This is a genomic window from Streptomyces sp. NPDC040718, from assembly GCF_055593565.1.
The window spans coordinates 554466-571110 of record NZ_JBVIXO010000002.1; the positions used below are offsets into that span (position 1 = coordinate 554466).

At 73.2% G+C, this 16645-nt stretch carries 16 protein-coding genes, 1 tRNA gene and 1 pseudogene; 6 read left to right on the forward strand and 12 right to left on the reverse strand.

Going from position 1 to position 16645, the window contains the following annotated elements:
• The first annotated feature begins 1 nt into the window (after position 1).
• The 5 genes from ACZ597_RS08000 (at position 2) to ACZ597_RS08020 (ending at position 6593) form a co-directional block, all read left to right on the forward strand.
• Positions 2–769 (forward strand): response regulator transcription factor, encoded by a 768-nt coding sequence (locus ACZ597_RS08000; RefSeq protein WP_471326447.1) that lies wholly within the window; start codon positions 2–4, stop codon positions 767–769.
• On the forward strand, positions 769–2283 hold the full coding sequence (locus tag ACZ597_RS08005) for a sensor histidine kinase (protein ID WP_471326450.1): 1515 nt from the start codon (positions 769–771) through the stop codon (positions 2281–2283). Before ACZ597_RS08000 ends, ACZ597_RS08005 begins: the two co-directional genes overlap by 1 nt.
• A gap of 25 nt (positions 2284–2308) precedes the next feature.
• The gene (locus ACZ597_RS08010; protein ID WP_471326453.1) at positions 2309–3577 is read left to right on the forward strand and encodes a bifunctional glycosyltransferase family 2/GtrA family protein; all 1269 of its coding nucleotides are present in this window, start codon (positions 2309–2311) and stop codon (positions 3575–3577) included.
• Positions 3574–5844: a glycosyltransferase family 39 protein gene (locus tag ACZ597_RS08015; protein WP_471326456.1), complete on the forward strand. Its 2271-nt coding sequence runs from the start codon at positions 3574–3576 to the stop codon at positions 5842–5844. The genes ACZ597_RS08010 and ACZ597_RS08015 overlap by 4 nt, the downstream gene beginning before the upstream one ends.
• A gap of 101 nt (positions 5845–5945) precedes the next feature.
• Entirely contained in the window at positions 5946–6593 is a 648-nt protein-coding gene (locus tag ACZ597_RS08020) for a TetR/AcrR family transcriptional regulator (protein ID WP_471326459.1), read from the forward strand.
• Positions 6594–6653: 60 nt separating this feature from the next.
• On the opposite strand, the pseudogene ACZ597_RS08025 reads toward ACZ597_RS08020, so the two are convergent.
• The 12 genes and pseudogenes from ACZ597_RS08025 to ACZ597_RS08080 all read right to left on the reverse strand — a co-directional run.
• Positions 6654–8240, reverse strand: a pseudogene (locus ACZ597_RS08025) (MDR family MFS transporter); the annotation flags it as partial.
• Positions 8241–8322: 82 nt separating this feature from the next.
• Positions 8323–8754, reverse strand: coding sequence for a MarR family winged helix-turn-helix transcriptional regulator (locus ACZ597_RS08030; protein WP_471326461.1), 432 nt, complete (start codon positions 8752–8754; stop codon positions 8323–8325).
• A gap of 128 nt (positions 8755–8882) precedes the next feature.
• Positions 8883–9713, reverse strand: a complete 831-nt coding sequence (locus ACZ597_RS08035; RefSeq protein ID WP_471326464.1) for a hypothetical protein — start codon at positions 9711–9713, stop codon at positions 8883–8885.
• A gap of 73 nt (positions 9714–9786) precedes the next feature.
• Positions 9787–10626 (reverse strand): RNA polymerase sigma factor SigF, encoded by an 840-nt coding sequence (locus ACZ597_RS08040; protein ID WP_401245505.1) that lies wholly within the window; start codon positions 10624–10626, stop codon positions 9787–9789.
• 229 nt (positions 10627–10855) lie between these two features.
• The gene (locus tag ACZ597_RS08045; protein WP_471326467.1) at positions 10856–11902 is read right to left on the reverse strand and encodes an RNA polymerase sigma factor SigF; all 1047 of its coding nucleotides are present in this window, start codon (positions 11900–11902) and stop codon (positions 10856–10858) included.
• Positions 11903–12141: 239 nt separating this feature from the next.
• On the reverse strand, positions 12142–12303 hold the full coding sequence (locus ACZ597_RS08050; protein WP_164720920.1) for a hypothetical protein: 162 nt from the start codon (positions 12301–12303) through the stop codon (positions 12142–12144).
• Positions 12304–12679: 376 nt separating this feature from the next.
• Complete coding sequence (locus ACZ597_RS08055) at positions 12680–12973, reverse strand: hypothetical protein (RefSeq protein WP_471326470.1); 294 nt, start codon at positions 12971–12973, stop codon at positions 12680–12682.
• Between the two features lie 81 nt (positions 12974–13054).
• Positions 13055–13142 (reverse strand) — tRNA-Ser (locus ACZ597_RS08060).
• A 79-nt stretch (positions 13143–13221) separates the two neighbouring features.
• Entirely contained in the window at positions 13222–13650 is a 429-nt protein-coding gene (gene tadA, locus ACZ597_RS08065) for a tRNA adenosine(34) deaminase TadA (RefSeq protein ID WP_471326811.1), read from the reverse strand.
• Positions 13651–13712: 62 nt separating this feature from the next.
• Positions 13713–14261 (reverse strand): tRNA adenosine deaminase-associated protein, encoded by a 549-nt coding sequence (locus ACZ597_RS08070; protein ID WP_471326472.1) that lies wholly within the window; start codon positions 14259–14261, stop codon positions 13713–13715.
• 253 nt (positions 14262–14514) lie between these two features.
• Positions 14515–14715, reverse strand: a complete 201-nt coding sequence (locus ACZ597_RS08075) for a hypothetical protein (protein WP_471326474.1) — start codon at positions 14713–14715, stop codon at positions 14515–14517.
• 124 nt (positions 14716–14839) lie between these two features.
• A complete protein-coding gene (locus ACZ597_RS08080; RefSeq protein WP_471326477.1) occupies positions 14840–15802 on the reverse strand; it encodes a universal stress protein in 963 nt (320 codons plus the stop codon).
• A 183-nt stretch (positions 15803–15985) separates the two neighbouring features.
• Here ACZ597_RS08080 and upp point away from each other — a divergent pair, with 183 nt between their 5' ends.
• On the forward strand, positions 15986–16621 hold the full coding sequence (gene upp, locus ACZ597_RS08085) for a uracil phosphoribosyltransferase (RefSeq protein WP_030225496.1): 636 nt from the start codon (positions 15986–15988) through the stop codon (positions 16619–16621).
• Positions 16622–16645: the final 24 nt, after the last annotated feature.

Consider the following 16645-nt stretch of genomic DNA (forward strand, 5'->3'; position numbering starts at 1 on the left):
CATGACCGCGACGACCACCTCCCACGCGTCCACGTCCACCGGCACCCCGGAGGCCCTGCGGCGGCCCGACGGCGGACCCTGCCGGGTCCTCGTCGTCGACGACGAGGCCTCGCTCTCCGAGCTGCTCTCCATGGCCCTGCGCTACGAGGGCTGCGAGGTCCGCAGCGCCGGCGACGGGGCGGGAGCCGTGCGGGCCGCGCGGGAGTTCCGGCCGGACGTGGTGGTGCTCGACATCATGCTCCCGGACATGGACGGGCTGGCCGTCCTGGGACGCCTGCGCCGCGAGATCCCGCAGGTCCCGGTGCTGTTCCTGACCGCCAAGGATTCCGTGGAGGACCGCATCGCGGGCCTGACCGCGGGCGGCGACGACTACGTCACCAAGCCGTTCAGCCTGGAGGAGGTCGTGGCCCGGCTGCGCGGGCTGGTGCGCCGCTCCGGCGCCGCGCAGGCCGCCCGCGGCGGCTCGGTCCTGACCGTCGGCGATCTGCGCCTCGACGAGGACAGCCACGAGGTGGTCCGGGGCGGTCAGGAGGTCCACCTGACCGCCACCGAGTTCGAGCTGCTCCGCTACCTGATGCGCAACCCGCGCCGGGTGCTCAGCAAGGCGCAGATCCTGGACCGGGTGTGGTCCTACGACTTCGGCGGCCAGGCGAACGTGGTGGAGCTCTACATCTCCTACCTGCGCCGGAAGCTGGAGGGTGGCACCGGCCTGCCTCCGCTGATCCACACCCGGCGCGGCGCCGGCTACCTGATCAAGCCGGCGGATTAGTGGCGCTCCGGCGTCCCTGGTCGCTGCGGACGCGGCTGGTCGTCTCGGCGGTGGCGCTGATCGCGGTCGTGGGCGCGGCCATCGGGACCGTCACCACCCTCGCCATGCGTTCGCGCCTGGTCGGTGAGCTGGACAAGCAGCTGACCACCTCCGTCGAGATGGCAGTCCGGGGCCCCGGCGCGGCCAAGTCGGCCCGCGACAGCGGCCTCGGCTTCGTCTTCGCCCCCGGCTCCCCGATGGGCGCCGCCGGGATCCGCCTGGACCCGGCGCGCACGGTGATCGGTGGCGCCAGGATCGTCCCCGTGTCCGGCCAGAGCCTCGACCACCGAGAGTCCCTCACCGAAACCCAGACCGCCGCCCTCGCGGCCGCCGCCCGCAAAGCCGGCCACGGCCGCACCGGACCCGTGGACGCGGACCTGCCCGGCCTCGGCGCCTACCGGGTGCTGGCGGCCCCCGACGGCACCCTCGTGCTCGCCTTCCCGCTCCAGGGCGTCGACTCCACCGTGAGCACCCTGATCGCCGTCGAGGTCTGCGTCACCCTCGCCGGACTGATCGCCGCCTCCCTCGCCGGACAGGCCCTGGTCGGGGTCGCCCTGCGTCCGCTGCGCCGGGTCGCCGCCACCGCCACCAGGGTGTCCGAACTCCCCCTGCACAGCGGCGAACCCGCCCTGCACGAGCGGGTCCCGGAAGCCGAGGCCGACCCCCGCACCGAGGTGGGGCAGGTCGGCGCCGCCCTCAACCGGATGCTGGGGCACGTCTCGTCCGCGCTGACGGCCCGCCAGCAGAGCGAGACGCAGGTCCGGCAGTTCGTCGCCGACGCCTCCCACGAGCTGCGCACCCCGCTCGCCTCCATCCGGGGCTACGCCGAACTCACCCGCCGGGGACGGGAGGAACCCGGACCCGACACCCGGCACGCCCTGGGCAGGATCGAGTCCGAGGCGACCCGGATGACCGGGCTGGTCGAGGACCTGCTGTTGCTGGCCCGGCTGGACGCCGGCCGCCCGCTGTCCTTCGAGGACACCGAACTGGCCCCGCTCGTCGTCGACGCCGTCAGCGACGCCCGCGCCGCGGGCTCCGGCCACCACTGGCGACTCGTCCTCCCCGACGAGCCGGCACCCGTCCGCGCCGACCCGGCCCGGATCCAGCAGGTCCTGGTGAACCTCCTCGCCAACGCCCGCACCCACACCCCGCCGGGTACCACCGTCACGGCGGTTGTTTCACGTGAAACATCCGCCGTCCGGCTGCGGATCGAGGACGACGGGCCGGGAATCCCGCCCGAGCTGCTGCCCCACGTCTTCGAGCGGTTCGCCCGCGGCGACGCCTCCCGCTCCCGCGCGGCGGGGTCGACGGGGCTCGGCCTCGCCATCGTCCAGGCCGTGGTCTGTGCGCACGACGGGCGGGTCGGCGTACGCAGCGAGCCCGGACGGACCTGCTTCGAAGTGCTGCTCCCCCTGGCGGCCCACGACCCCGGCACGCACTCACAGACGGTGCACAGGCTCACCACACCGAGGTGACAGGGCGCCCGGCGAGGGTCGGAGCATGCCAACCGACACCTCTCCCGACGCCCTCCCGGCCCGGGCGCCGCTCGCGTCCGCGCCCGGCGAGCCCGTACTCGACGTGGTGATCCCGGTCTTCAACGAGGAGAAGGACCTGGGGCCCTGCGTACGCCGGCTCCACGCGCACCTCACCCGCACGTTCCCGTACGCCTTCCGCATCACCATCGCCGACAACGCCAGCACCGACCGCACCCCCGAGGTCGCGGCCGGGCTCGCCGCCTCGGTCGAGGGGGTACGCAGCTTCCGGCTGGAGGAGAAGGGCCGCGGACGTGCCCTGCGCACCGTCTGGTCGCTCTCGGAGGCGCCCGTCCTCGCCTACATGGACGTGGACCTCTCCACCGACCTGAACGCCCTGCTGCCGCTGGTCGCCCCGCTGATCTCCGGCCACTCCGACCTGGCCATCGGCACCCGGCTGGCGCGCTCCTCGCGGGTCGTACGGGGAGCCAGGCGGGAGTTCGTCTCGCGCGCCTACAACCTGCTGCTGCGCTCCTCCCTCGCCGCCCGGTTCAGCGACGCCCAGTGCGGGTTCAAGGCCATCCGGCGTGAGGTGGCGGAGCGGCTGCTGCCGCTGGTGGAGGACACCGGCTGGTTCTTCGACACCGAGATGCTGGTGCTGGCCGAGCGGGCCGGGCTGCGGATCCACGAGGTGCCGGTGGACTGGGTGGACGATCCCGACTCCACCGTCCACATCGTGAAGACCGCCGCCGAGGACCTGAAGGGCGTCTGGCGGGTGGGGCGGGCCCTGGCCGTCGGAGCGCTCCCGCTCGACCGGCTCGCCCGCCCCTTCGGCGACGACCCGCGCGACCGCACGGCCCTGCCCGGGGTACCGCGCGGGCTGGCCCGCCAGCTCCTCGGCTTCTGCGTGGTCGGGGTGCTGTCCACCCTCTGCTACCTCGCCCTGTACTCCCTCTTCCGGCTCGGCGCCGGCCCGCAGCCCGCCAACGCGGCCGCCCTGCTGCTCTCCGCCGTGGCCAACACCGCAGCCAACCGGCGGCTCACCTTCGGCGTCCGCGGCCGCGACCGGGCCGTCCGCCACCAGGCCCAAGGGCTCGTGGTCTTCGCCATCGGACTGGCCCTGACCGGCGGTTCGCTCGCCGCCCTGGACGCGGCCGCCGCGGACCCCGCCCACAGCACCGAGCTGGCCGTCCTGATCACGGCCAACCTCGCCGCCACCGTGCTGCGGTTCCTGCTCTTCCGCGCCTGGGTCTTCCCCGAGCGGCGCACCACTCCCGTGAAGGACGACCACCGATGACCACCGCACCAGCCCCCTTCGGATCCCCCTTCCCCGAACGGCCGCCCGCCGCGGCCGCCGGGACCGCCGCGCACCGGGCGGACGCCGCACGGCCGCGCTGGGAACGGCCCGCGTACGCGGCGCTGCTGCTCGCCACCGCGGTCCTGCTGCTGTGGGACCTGGGAGCCTCCGGCTATGCCAACTCCTTCTACTCCGCCGCCGTGCAGGCCGGCTCGGAGAGCTGGAAGGCCTTCTTCTTCGGCTCCTCCGACGCCGGGAACTCCATCACCGTCGACAAGCCCCCGGCCGCCCTGTGGCCGATGGCGCTGTCCGTCCGGCTGTTCGGGCTCGGCTCCTGGCAGATCCTCGTACCCCAGGCCCTGATGGGCGTCGGCACCACCGCCGTGCTCCACGCGGCGGTGCGGCGCCAGTTCGGGGCCGGGGCCGCCCTGCTGAGCGGCGCCGCCTTCGCGCTCACGCCCGTGGCCGCGCTGATGTTCCGCTTCAACAACCCCGACGCGCTGCTGACGCTGCTGCTGACCGTCACCGTGTACTGCGTGCTCCGGGCCCTGGACGGGGCGCGGACGGGCTGGCTGGTGGCGGCCGGCGCGGCGATCGGCCTGGGCTTCCTGACGAAGACCCTGCAGGCCTTCGTCATCCTGCCGCCGCTGGCCCTGCTGTACGCCGTCTGCGCGCCCACCCGGCTGCGCCGCAGGCTCGGGCAGCTGCTGCTCGCCGGGCTGGCCGCGGTGGTGTCCGGCGGCTGGTGGGTGGCCGTGGTGGAGCTGTGGCCCGCCTCCTCCCGCCCGTACATCGGCGGCTCGCAGAACAACTCCTTCCTTGAGCTGACCTTCGGTTACAACGGCCTCGGCCGGCTGAACGGCAACGAGACGGGCAGTGTGGGCGGCGGCGGGCGTGCCGCGGCCGGCGGGGCCGGGGCGTACGGGATGCCCGAGGGCGGCCCGGGCCTTCGGGGCGGCGGGGGCTGGGGGGAGACCGGCATCGACCGGTTGTTCTCGGCCGATGTGGGCGGCCAGATCTCATGGCTGCTGCCGGCGGCGCTGGTGCTGCTCTTGGCCGGGCTGGTGGTCACCTGGCGGGCCCGCAGGGCCACCGACTCCCTGGAGGGCATGGGCCGTGCGGCCTTCCTCGCCTGGGGCGGCTCGCTGCTGATCACCGTGCTCGTCTTCAGCTACATGCAGGGCATCTTCCACGAGTACTACACCGTGGCGCTCGCGCCCTTCGTGGCCGCTCTGGTCGGCATGGGCACGGCCGTGCTGTGGGAGGAGCGGGGCGGCAGGGCCGCGGCGCTCACGCTGTCCGGGACGCTGGCGCTGACCGCCGTCTGGTCGTACGTGCTCCTCGGCCGTTCCTCGGGCCATCTGCCGTGGCTGCGCTGGGCGGTGCTGGTCGGGGGCCTGCTCGCCGCCGCGCTGCTGCCGTTCGCGGCCCGCTTCGGACGCCGGGTGCTGCTGGCGACGGCCGCGCTGGGGCTGGGCGCGGCCCTGGCGGGGCCGCTGGCCTACTGCCTGACCACCGTCGGCACGGGCCACACCGGGTCCATCCCGACGGCGGGCCCGGCGGTGGCCGGGGGGCGGGGCGGACCGGGCGGGATGCGCTTCGCCCCCGGCGCCGAGCAGTTCCCCGGCGGCCCCGCCGGCCGGTCGGGCCAGGGCGCGCCGGGCGGGTTCCCCGGCGGGGCACAGCAGGGCGGGGGCCCGATGGGCGGCCCGGGCACGATGCGGCCGGACGGCGGCCAGGCGGGCGGCGCCAACGGGCGTGGCGCCCCGGGCGGTGTCCAGGGCGGTGTCCCGGGCGGCGCGCAGGCGGGCGGCGGCCGTCCGGGCGGTGCCGGCGGCGGACCCGGGGGACTGCTGGGCGGTACCCGGGTCGGTGCGGAGGCCAAGGCCGCGCTGAGCACCGACGCAGGCCGCTACACCTGGGCGGCGGCCACCATCGGCTCCCAGAACGCGGCGAGTTACCAGCTGGCCTCCGGCGCGCCGGTGATGCCGATCGGCGGCTTCAACGGCAGCGACCCCTCGCCCACGCTGGAGCGGTTCAAGGGGTACGTGAAGGCGGGGAAGATCCACTGGTTCATCGCCCAGGGCGGCCTCGACGGCGCTTCCGGGGAGGGGGGTAGGGGTGCGAACCGGCCCGGCGGAACGGGCGGTCCCGGCGGAACGGCGGGTACCGCCATAGACAGCTGGGTGAAGGCGAACTTCAAGGCCGTCACCATCGGCGGAGCCACCTTCTACGACCTGACGGCCCCCTCGGCCGACCCGTCCTGATCCTCCCCCGATCCGACCCCGATCAACGCGTGACCCCCTAGCATCAAGAGGGCGGACCGGGCATTCCGGGCTGATTCCCTTGTGGTGAGGAGGGCGCCTCCATGGTGACCGAGGCTGATCCGGGCGAGGCCAGGACCAGTGTGTGGCTGGCCGCCAGGCCGGCCGCCCCCACCAGACGCCGCAGCGAGGCGCCCACGGGTCTGGACCGGGACCGGATCACCGCCGCCGCCGTACGGCTCCTGGACGCGGAGGGGCTCGGCCGGTTCTCGATGCGCCGGCTGGCTGGCGAGCTCGGGGTCACCGCGATGTCCCTGTACTGGTACGTGGACACCAAGCACGATCTGCTCGAACTGGCCCTGGACAGCGCCTTGGGCCAGCAGCGGCTGCCGGCCGGCCAACCTCCTCGGGAGGGCTGGCCGGCCCGGCTGCGGTCCCTCGCCTGCGGCTACCGGCGGCTGCTGGCGGAACATCCGTGGGTGGCTCCGCTCAGCGTCGCCTATCCGAACATCGGGCCGCACGCGCGGGCCTTCGACGCCGCCCTGCACCGGCTGCTGGAGGCCACCGGTCTGGTGGACGCCGCCCGGACGGGCGCGCACCTGGCCGTCTCCCAGTTCCTCGGCGGCTGCGCCCTGAACGGCTGCGGCGGCACGGTCCGGCGGGCGCCCGAGGCGGAGTTCGCCCTGGCCCTCGACGTCCTGATCGCCGGTATCCAGGCCAAGGCCGGGCATACGTCGGCGGCCCGGGCCTGAACCCCGTCGGGGGTCCCGGCCCGGGCCGCCTCATGTCCGGCCGGGGCGAACCGTCGATCAGGCCTTGGCCCTGGCGGCGCTCTCGGCCGTCCCGGAGGCGGGGGCCGCGGCCCCGGTACCGCCCTCGGCGGCCGGGTCGTGCAGGGCCGGCTTCGACTTCAGCGCGACCTCCTTGATGAAGAGGACGAGCAGCAGCGCGAGCAGCGCGGTCGGAGCGGCGTACAGGAAGACGTCGCCGACGCCGTGCCCGTAGGCGGACTCGATGACGGTCCGGAACGGCGCGGGCAGCTTGTCGAGGTCGGGGATCCCGCCGCCGCCCGTGCCTCCGTGCCCGAGGGCGGCGGCCTTCGGGCCGAGTGCGGCCAGGCCGTCCTGGACGTAGTGGGTGACCCGGTTGGCCATGACCGCGCCCAGCGCCGACACGCCCATGGCGCCGCCGAGGGAGCGGAAGAAGGTGACGACGGAGCTGGCGGCGCCGAGGTCCTCGGGGGCCACCTGGTTCTGCGTCGCGAGGACCAGGTTCTGCATCATCATGCCGAGGCCGAGCCCGGTGAGCGCCATGTAGAGCGCGATGTGCCAGTACGGGGTGTCGTAGCGCAGCGTGCCCAGCAGTCCGAGTCCGGCGGTCAGCAGCACGCCGCCGGAGACCAGCCAGGCCTTCCACTTGCCGGTCTTGGTGATGACTTGGCCGGAGACCGTGGAGGAGACGAACAGGCCGCCGATCATCGGGATGGTCAGGATGCCGGACATGGTGGGGGACTCGCCCCGGGCCAGCTGGAAGTACTGGCTGAAGAAGACCGTGCCGGAGAACATCGCGATGCCGACGAACAGCGAGGCGGCGGAGGCGAGGCTGATGGTCTTGTTGCGGAACAGCCGCAGCGGGATGATCGGGTCGCTCGCGCGGGACTCGACGAGGAGGAAGAGCAGGCCGAGCACGACGGCGCCGCCGGTCATCGCCAGGGTGGTCCAGGAGATCCAGTCGTACGAGTCCCCGGCCTGCGTGACCCAGATCAGCAGGAGCGAGACGGCCCCGCTGATGAGGAAGGCGCCCAGCCAGTCGACCTTGACGTCGCGGCGGACGACCGGGAGCCGCAGGGTCTTCTGGAGGACGATCAGCGCGATGACCGCGAACGGCACGCCGACGTAGAAGCACCAGCGCCAGCCCAGCCACTCGGTGTCGGTGATGACGCCGCCGAGCAGCGGGCCGCCGACGGTGGCGACGGCGAAGACCGCGCCGAGGTAGCCGCTGTACCGCCCGCGCTCGCGGGGGGAGATCATCGCGGCCATCACGATCTGGGCGAGGGCGGAGAGGCCGCCGACGCCGATGCCCTGGACCACCCGGCAGGCGATGAGCATCCCGGTGTTCTGGGACATGCCCGCGACCACGGAGCCGAGGACGTAGATCACCAGGGATATCTGGACCAGCAGCTTCTTGCTGAAGAGGTCGGACAGCTTGCCCCACAGCGGGGTCGCGGCCGTCATCGAGAGCAGGGCGGCGGTGACGACCCAGGTGTAGGAGGACTGGGTGCCGCCGAGGTCGCTGATGATCTGGGGCAGGGCGTTGGAGACGATCGTGGAGGACAGGATCGCCACGAACATGCCGAGCATGAGCCCGGACAGCGCCTTCATGATCTGGGGGTGGGTCATGGGTGCGCCGTCGGACGTGGTCTCCGACTGGCCGCCTCCCCGCACACCGTTGGGTGTGGTCGTAGCCATGTGTTTCCTTTGCCTAGAAGCTCGATCGGAGTCGGGCCAGCAGGGTGTTCAGTACGTCGATGTCCTCGGCCGACCAGTCGGCCAGGGCCTTCTCCAGCGCGTCCGTGTAGCGGGCGCCGAGCTCGGCGAGCACGGCCCGCCCCGCGTCCGTGAGGCGCAGGATCCGGCAGCGGCCGTCGCCGGGGTCGGTCTCCCGCTCGATCCAGCCGTGCTGCACCACGTGGGCGACGTGCCGGCTGCTGACCGAGGTGTCGACGGCCATGAACTCGGTGAGCCGGCTGAGCCGCATCTCGCCGTGCCGGTCGAGGATGGTGAGGACGGCGGCGGAGCCGGGCGGGCAGTGCGGGGGCAGCATCCGGGCCAGGTCGCGTTTGACCGCGCCGATCCCGGTGAGCCGGCGGGCCAGCTCCTCGTAGCGGGTGTGCTGGGCCGTCTGCGTGGTCACCGGGAACCGCCCCCATCTTGTTGCTTTGGGCAACCATATAAGCGCATGGTTGCTACAGGCAAATGAATTCGCGGGTGGGGCGGTAAAGGAATCGGAAAACCGCCGGGCCGGGCCCGGGGGTCCCGGCCTCAGCTCCAGGTGGCGCTGACGTTCCTGGTTTCCACGTGCATGCCCAGCGGGACCCGCCACGCCTCCAGGCAGACCGTGTAGGCCTGCGTCTTCGAGCTGCCGCCAGCGATGGGGGCCGGCAGGGGCTGGGTCGTGGTGATCGTGGCCCAGTCGACGCCGAGGGCGCCGATGACGTGCGTCGCGAAGCTGACCGTGCCGGCGTGGGCCGCCGTGGTGCCGGCGTTGGTGAAGGTCACCGTGACGCGTTCGCACCAGCGGGCGGACGCGGCCGCGCGGACCGGGGCGCCGAGGGTGAGCCGCGCCGGGGTGGCCGGCGGGGCGGGCGGCGGCGGGGTGCCCGGCTTCGGGGCCGGAGGGGCCGGGGTGCCGGGAGTGCCGGGGCCGCCGGGTGTGCCGGGTGAGGTCGGCGGGGCGGGTGGGGCCGGGGTGCCGGGCGCGCCCGGGGTGGTGGCGCCCGTGCCCGCGCCCCCGGTGCCGCCGGGGGTGGCCGGAGTGCCCGGGTCCGGCGGGGTGCCGGGGGCGGGCGCGGAGCCGACCGGGGCGGTGGCCGTCCCTCCGCCCTGGGCGGAGCCGTCGGCCGGCTGGGACCCGGGCGCGCCGGGCCGCGTAGAGGCGTGGGCGCCGGCGGAGGAGGCCGGTCCGCCGGATGCCAGCGGCTGGAACTCCACCTGGCCCCGGGGCGGTACGTTCTCTCCCGCGCCCCGCTCGGGGCCCGCGGCGGCGGCGCCCACGACGACGTAGCCGTCCCGGTCCTGACCGCAGCCGGTGACGGCGGCGAGGGCCGCGCAGCAGAGGGCGAGGGTGAGGGCGGCGCGGGGTCCCGTTCGCATCGCGCCAGTGTTCCTGACGCCATGTCAAATGTGAACCCCGCGCACGTGACCGGGCGGCCCGGCGCTCCGGGGCTCAGTCCCCGATCAGGCCCGTCCGCAGCTGGGCGAGCGTGCGGGTGAGCAGCCGGGAGACGTGCATCTGGGAGATGCCGACCTCCTCGCCGATCTGCGACTGGGTCATGTTCGCGAAGAACCGCAGCATGATGATCTGCCGCTCCCGGGGCGGGAGTTTGGCGAGCAGCGGCTTGAGCGACTCGCGGTACTCGACACCCTCCAGCGCGGTGTCCTCGTACCCGAGGCGGTCCGCCAGCGAGCCCTCGCCGCCCTCGTCCTCCGGGGAGGGCGAGTCGAGCGAGGAGGCGGTGTAGGCGTTGCCGACGGCGAGCCCGTCGACGACCTCCTCCTCGGAGACGCCGAGCACGGCCGCCAGCTCCGGAACGGTCGGGGACCGGTCCAGTTTCTGGGCCAGCTCGTCGCTCGCCTTGGTCAGCGCGAGGCGCAGTTCCTGGAGCCTGCGAGGGACGCGGACGGACCAGGAAGTGTCCCGAAAGAATCGTTTGATCTCGCCCACGACGGTCGGCATCGCGAACGTCGGGAACTCCACGCCGCGTTCGCAGTCGAACCGGTCGATCGCCTTGATCAGGCCGATGGTGCCGACCTGGACGATGTCCTCCATCGGCTCGTTGCGGCTGCGGAACCGGGCCGCCGCGTAGCGCACCAGCGGCAGGTTCAGCTCGATCAGGGTGTCTCGTACGTAGGCCCGTTCGGGGCTGTCCGCGTCCAGGGCGGCGAGTCGCTGGAAGAGGGAGCGGGAGAGGGTGCGGGTGTCGATGGCTTCCGAGCGGTCGGCCACTGCCGGCAGCTCACGCTTGTCGAGCGTGAGCACCTTGGAGCTGCCCTGTTCTGCGGACATGCCACCCCCTTGAGGTCGCGGACGGTCGCGTCTCTGCGCCCGTCGGAGGAACGCAGCCTCCACCTGAATACCGGAGGCGGGGCTGCGGCAAACGCGGTTCCAGCAGAATGTCACATGTCGGCAACACGCTGTAGCGTCATGTCGACAAGTATCTCCAGCGACAGAAGGCCGACCGAGCGGAATGAGCCGATTCTGTAGGGAAACGCTGGAACAGCTCCACCCGATCCGGTTAAGCCTCGATCCTGTTTGCGGATCTCAGACGGGCGAAGCTCCGGGCGAGCAGCCGGGACACGTGCATCTGCGAGACGCCCAGCTCCGCGCTGATCTGCGACTGCGTCAGATTGTTGTAGTAGCGCAGGAGAAGGATCCGCTGCTCCCTCTCGGGCAGCTGTACGAGCAGGTGGCGCACGAGGTCGCGGTGCTCGACGCCTGCCAGCTCGGGGTCCTCGTAGCCGAGCCGGTCCAGCAGCCCGGGCATGCCGTCGCCCTCCTGCGCGGCCTCCAGGGAGGTCGCGTGGTAGCTGCGCCCGGCCTCGATGCAGGACAGCACCTCGTCCTCGCCGATCCGCAGCCGCTCGGCGATCTCGGCGGTGGTCGGGGTGCGGCCGTGGAGGGTGGTGAGGTCCTCGGTGGCGGCGTTGACCTGCACCCACAGCTCGTGGAGGCGGCGCGGGACGTGAACGGTGCGGACGTTGTCGCGAAAGTATCGTTTGATCTCCCCCACGACCGTCGGCATGGCGAAGGTGGGGAACTGGACCCCGCGCTCCGGGTCGAACCGGTCGATGGCGTTGATCAGGCCGATGGTGCCGACCTGGACCACGTCCTCCATCGGCTCGTTGCGGCTGCGGAAGCGGGCGGCCGCGTACCGGACGAGCGGGAGGTTGGCCTCGATGAGGGCCCCGCGCACCCGGTGGTGCTCGCTGGTGCCCGGCTCCAGGTCCTTCAGCTGGCCGAAGAGCACCTGGGTCAGGGCCCGGGTGTCGGCGCCCCGGCCCTGCGGCCTCGGAGGCGTCTGGGCCGGTTCCTGGGCCGGGTCCCGGGCCGGTTCCTGGGCCGGGTCCCGGGCCGGTTCCTGGGCCGGGTCCCGGGCGGGGTCCTGGGCCGGTTCCCGCGGGGTGCCCGGGAGGACCCCGGGGAGCGCCTCCTGCGGACGCGGCTCGGGGCGCGGCTCCCCCGGCCGGGGTTCTCCCGGCCGCGGCCCGCCCGGACGGGGCTCGGCGGTGCGCGGCTCCTGGTGGCGCGGCTCGTGCGGACGGAGCTCTTGCTGGGGAGGCACCTGAGGCGCAGTACTGGCCGGCACGGACGCCACCCCTTCGATCAACTCATCGGTCAAAAGCGGTCATAGCATCACAAGAGATGTGCACTATGTGCAAGCACCGTATATGGCCGTGTTGAGGGCAAGTTGGGCATTTCGGGGTATTCTTTTTACCGGCTCCGCCGACCGTGAACGCGAAAAGTCCCTCACCCGTCGGAGTGAGGGACCTGGAGGTCCGGAAATCGCTTCGGCGTACGGTTTCAGTTCACCAGTTCGGTGATGAACTCTCCGATGCCGGATGCGGCATCGGATATGCCCTGGAAGCCTATTCCCACCATCTCCGCCGCCCGCTTGGGCTGGGTGATGATCACGAAGAGGACGAACACGGTGAGGACGCCCGTGATGAGCTTCTTGGTGTCCATGGACGGTGTCGGCCTCCCCAACCGGTGCTGCAAAGTCGGGTGAGTCTAACCGGTCAGGTTTGGTCACTCACCTGTCCTTTAAGGACCAATGACCCGGTGGTTGGGGCCCTTTGCCGCTGGGTGGCCGGTCGGGGCGGGCGCAGGATGGAACACGAGCCCACCGGTTCTGGCAGGAAACCGGTGGGTGAGGGACAGGACCTCACTGCGGGGTCCGAGCCGCAAGCTTCCCCCCTGACTGCGGCTCGGGCTGGCAGGTCCGGTCCCCGTCGGGGGAAGTGGCTTGTCCCCCCGATCGCCACTTCCCCCGTCCCCACCGTCGAAGGTCCCGACTCCGGTCGGGACCTTCTTCGTGTCCGGGTGCCGGGAGGGCCGGGGGCTACTGGATGGCGCCGGCGAGGCCCAGGACCGGCTCGACGGGCGCGATCACGGGGGCGAGCTGGTCGGGCAGGGTCATCAGCTGGTTGAGCTGGTTGGCGCCCTCGCTGAGCCGCGCGCCGATCTCGGGGACGGAGGGCTGGGCGCCGGCGGGCATGCCCGGGGCGGCGGCCGGGAGGTCGGGGAGGCTGAGCGGGGCCGCGTCCACGGGCGCGGCGGAGGCGGCGGGTGCGGCGAGGCCCGCGGCGGCCCCCGCGAGGGCGAAGGCGGCGAGCATGCGCTGGGTCTTGGTCATGCCGTGACAACGGCCCGGGCGGGCGGCCGGTCACGGCGGGCACGCACGAGAGCCCCGGTTCGTACGAACCGGGGCTCTCAATGGCGGTGGTGGAGGGATTTGAACCCCCGATGGGTTGCCCCATACTCGCTTTCGAGGCGAGCTCCTTCGGCCACTCGGACACACCACCGAGAGAGATCCTAGCCCAAGGTGGGGAGTGCTTTGCAAATCCGCAGTACGTGGCCTGGCTCACCAGCCCCGGGAGGGGCTCACAGATCCCGGAAGAAGTCGGTGAGCTGCCGCGCGCACTCCCGCTCCAGCACCCCGCGGATCACCTCGGGACGGTGGTTGAGCCTGCGGTCGCGCACGAGGTCCCAGAGCGAGCCGGCCGCGCCCGCCTTCTCGTCCCCCGCGCCGTAGACGACCCGCGCCACGCGGGACTGCACGAGCGCGCCCGCGCACATCACGCACGGTTCCAGGGTCACCACCAGAGTGCAGCCGGTCAGCCGCCACTCCCCGAGCCGGGCGGCCGCCCGGCGCAGCGCCAGCACCTCGGCGTGCGCCGTGGGATCTCCGACGGCCTCCCGTTCGTTGTGTCCGGTGGCGAGCAGCTCCCCGCCGGGCCCGAGCACGACGGCACCGACCGGCACGTCGCCGGCCGGTACCGCCAGGGCGGCCTCCTTCAGCGCCAGGCGCATGGAGTCCCGCCAGGGATCCCGTACGGGATCGGGGTCGTACGTGATGTCGTGCTCGGCGATCACTAGCGGACGGCCTCCAGCACGTCGGTGGCGCCGAGCGAGTCGGCGATCTCGGTGAGGGCGTCTCCGTCCAGGGTCAGCAGTTCCTTGTGGCCGACCCCGAGATCGTCCAGCAGACGGGGGTCGCCGAGGGGTCCGGCCGGCAGGGGCTCGGAGCCGGCGCGCGGCTCGTCGTCAGCGTCGTCGTCCTCGTCCGTGTAGGCGGTGACCGGTTCGTCCTCGCCGTCCTCGGTGCCGTCCAGGTCCAGTTCGTCGAGGTCGTCGTCCTCCTCGTCGGTGCCCAGCAGCTCCTTCGTCAGCATCGATCCGTAGGAGCTGCGGTCGGCCACGGAGGCGTTCGACACGAAGTACCGGGGGTCCTCCTCTCCGTCCACGCGGATGACGCCGAACCATGCGTCCTCCTGCTCGATGAGGGCGACCACCGTGTCGTCGTCGACAGCGGCGGACCGTGCGAGATCGATCAGATCACTGAGGGACTCGACGTCGTCGAGTTCCAGGTCGCTCGCTTCCCACCCGTCTTCGGTGCGCGCGAGCAGTGCGGCGAAATACACCGTGACTCTCCCACTGGTCATAGGCGTGCCGGTTGGAGGTCCCCCCGGCCGGAGGTTGGGGTGTGAACGGCCGTGACGCTTGCCGTCCGCACCCCGCCCAATCGGCATCGTGGCAGAAACAGCGGCTTTGCGAGAGGTCTTCCGCGCGGCGGCCGTGTCGCGGCGTCGGCGGCGCACCCGGTCGCGGGGCCGTCGGCGCGCACGCCGGTACGCCCGGCGGCACGTCCGGCGACGCGCCCGGCCGCACCCCCGCTCACCAGCGGAAGGTGCGCATCCGCATCTGCTGCCGCATCCGGGCCGCCCGGGCGCGCCGGGGCTGGACCCGGTCGCGCAGCTCCCTGGCCTCGTTCAGGTCGCGCAGGAACTGCGCGCGTCGCGCCCTGCGCTGCGCCGCCGTCTCCGGCGACTCGTACGCCTCTCTCCCGTCGGTGTCGTTGGGCTGCGTCTCGGGCATCGGCACCACCCCAGGCTGGTCCGGTCGTCCTCCTCCGCCGTCACGGAGCAGACCCCCCGGCTCCCACCTTCCCCCGGCCGGCTCGTTTGATGCCACCGCCGCGCAGAGAGTCCCAGGTCAGGGGTCAGACCCCGTCGTCCTCCTCCGTCAGGGCCGGTACGACCGCCACCGGACCGTGCGCGTGCTGGAGCACCGCGTGCGCCACCGACCCGATCAGCAGCGACCGCACGCGCGGGTGGTGGCGGCCCACCACGACCAGCGCGGCCGACCGCGACGCCTCCACCAGCCGCCCCGCCGCGTTCCCGGGTTCGGAGGCCTGCTCGACGGCCACGTCCGGGTAGCGGGCCCGCACCGCCTCCAGCCGCCGGGTCTGGGCCCGCAGCATCTCCCGTTCGGCCGGCACCGCGTCCCCGTCGTCGGCGAGCGCCTCGGGCGGGATCACCGCGAAGGGGCCGCCGAGCACGTTCGCCGGGCCGGGCGGGATCGCGTACGCCGAGACCACCTGGACGGTGGTCCCCCGTGCGGCGGCTTCCGCGAAGGCGAAGGCGAGCACGTCGTCGGGGGTCTCGGTGACGTGCAGCCCGAGCACCACCTTGCCGGCCGAGGCGCCCGCCGCCGCCCCGGCGGGGTCGGCGGCCGCTTCGCGGTCGGCGTGCGGGACCACCACCACGGGGCAGGAGGCGGTGGTGGCCACGGCCCTGCTGTTGGAGCCGAGCAGCAGCGCGGCGAACCCGCCGCGCCCCCGTGAGCCCATCACCAGCATCCGGGGCGAGCCTTCGCCGCTGATCACCCGCAGGGCCGCGGGCACCGAGCCCTCCAAGGCCTCGTAGCGGATCTCCGCGGGGCGCCCGGGGGAGGCCTCCAGGATGGCGCGCACGCGGTCGCCCACCGGGTCCGCGTACTCCTCGGGCTCGTTCGGGTCGTGCAGGGCCGACCGGCGGCCGGCGTACAGCTGGGTGGCCTCGGGCAGCACGTGGGCGACCATCAGCCCGGTGCCGTGCCGCAGCGCCGCCGTGCGGGCCCACTCCAGGGCGCGGAGGCTGTGCTCGGATCCGTCGACGGCCGCGATCACCAGTCCGTTGCTCACCAGTCAAGGGTGCTGGGCGGCGGAGCGGCCCGCATCTCAGGGCCCGCGGCGGACGCGCGGCGGTGCGCACAGCGCGTAGCCTTTTGCCAAGTGGGTCGCGAACAGGCGACCGTTTTCGCAGGTAGCAGGGTCTCGCAGTTCGCAGATCGCAGGTCGAAGCCCGGCTGAGTCTTGGAGGATGTTGTGCGTTTGCAGGTCGTCGATCACCCCTTGGTGGCGCACAAACTCACCACGCTGCGCGACAAGCGCACCGACTCCCCCACCTTCCGTCGGCTCGCCGACGAGCTGGTGACGCTCCTCGCGTACGAGGCCACCCGCGACGTGCGCACCGAGCAGTCCGACATCGAGACCCCGGTCGGCCCGACCACCGGCGTCAAGCTGTCGCACCCGCGCCCGCTCGTCGTCCCGATCCTGCGCGCCGGCCTCGGCATGCTGGACGGCATGGTGCGGCTGCTGCCGACCGCCGAGGTGGGCTTCCTGGGCATGGTCCGCAACGAGGAGACCCTGGAGGCCTCCACGTACGCGACGCGCATGCCCGAGGACCTCTCCGGCCGCCAGGTGTACGTCGTGGACCCGATGCTGGCCACCGGCGGCACGCTGGTCGCCGCGATCCAGGAACTCATCAAGCGCGGCGCCGACGACGTGACCGCCGTGGTGCTGCTGGCCGCGCCCGAGGGCGTCGAGGTCATGGAGCGCGAGCTCGCGGGCACGCCGGTGACGGTGGTGACGGCCGCCGTGGACGAGCGGCTCAACGAGCACGGCTACATCGTGCCGGGCCTGGGCGACGCGGGCGACCGCATGTACGGCTCGGCGGAGTAGTCGGAGCAGTTCCCGTTCCCCTGT

Bases quoted from the DNA above. Each gene is read 5' to 3' on its own strand.
- ACZ597_RS08075 (WP_471326474.1), bottom strand. From the start codon at position 14,715: ATGCCCGAGACGCAGCCCAACGACACCGACGGGAGAGAGGCGTACGAG.
- ACZ597_RS08000 (WP_471326447.1), top strand. From the start codon at position 2: ATGACCGCGACGACCACCTCCCACGCGTCCACGTCCACCGGCACCCCG.
- tadA (WP_471326811.1), bottom strand. From the start codon at position 13,650: ATGCGCCTGGCGCTGAAGGAGGCCGCCCTGGCGGTACCGGCCGGCGAC.
- ACZ597_RS08035 (WP_471326464.1), bottom strand. From the start codon at position 9,713: ATGCGAACGGGACCCCGCGCCGCCCTCACCCTCGCCCTCTGCTGCGCG.
- ACZ597_RS08015 (WP_471326456.1), top strand. From the start codon at position 3,574: ATGACCACCGCACCAGCCCCCTTCGGATCCCCCTTCCCCGAACGGCCG.
- ACZ597_RS08020 (WP_471326459.1), top strand. From the start codon at position 5,946: ATGGTGACCGAGGCTGATCCGGGCGAGGCCAGGACCAGTGTGTGGCTG.
- ACZ597_RS08010 (WP_471326453.1), top strand. From the start codon at position 2,309: ATGCCAACCGACACCTCTCCCGACGCCCTCCCGGCCCGGGCGCCGCTC.
- ACZ597_RS08040 (WP_401245505.1), bottom strand. From the start codon at position 10,626: ATGTCCGCAGAACAGGGCAGCTCCAAGGTGCTCACGCTCGACAAGCGT.
- ACZ597_RS08055 (WP_471326470.1), bottom strand. From the start codon at position 12,973: ATGACCAAGACCCAGCGCATGCTCGCCGCCTTCGCCCTCGCGGGGGCC.
- ACZ597_RS08050 (WP_164720920.1), bottom strand. From the start codon at position 12,303: ATGGACACCAAGAAGCTCATCACGGGCGTCCTCACCGTGTTCGTCCTC.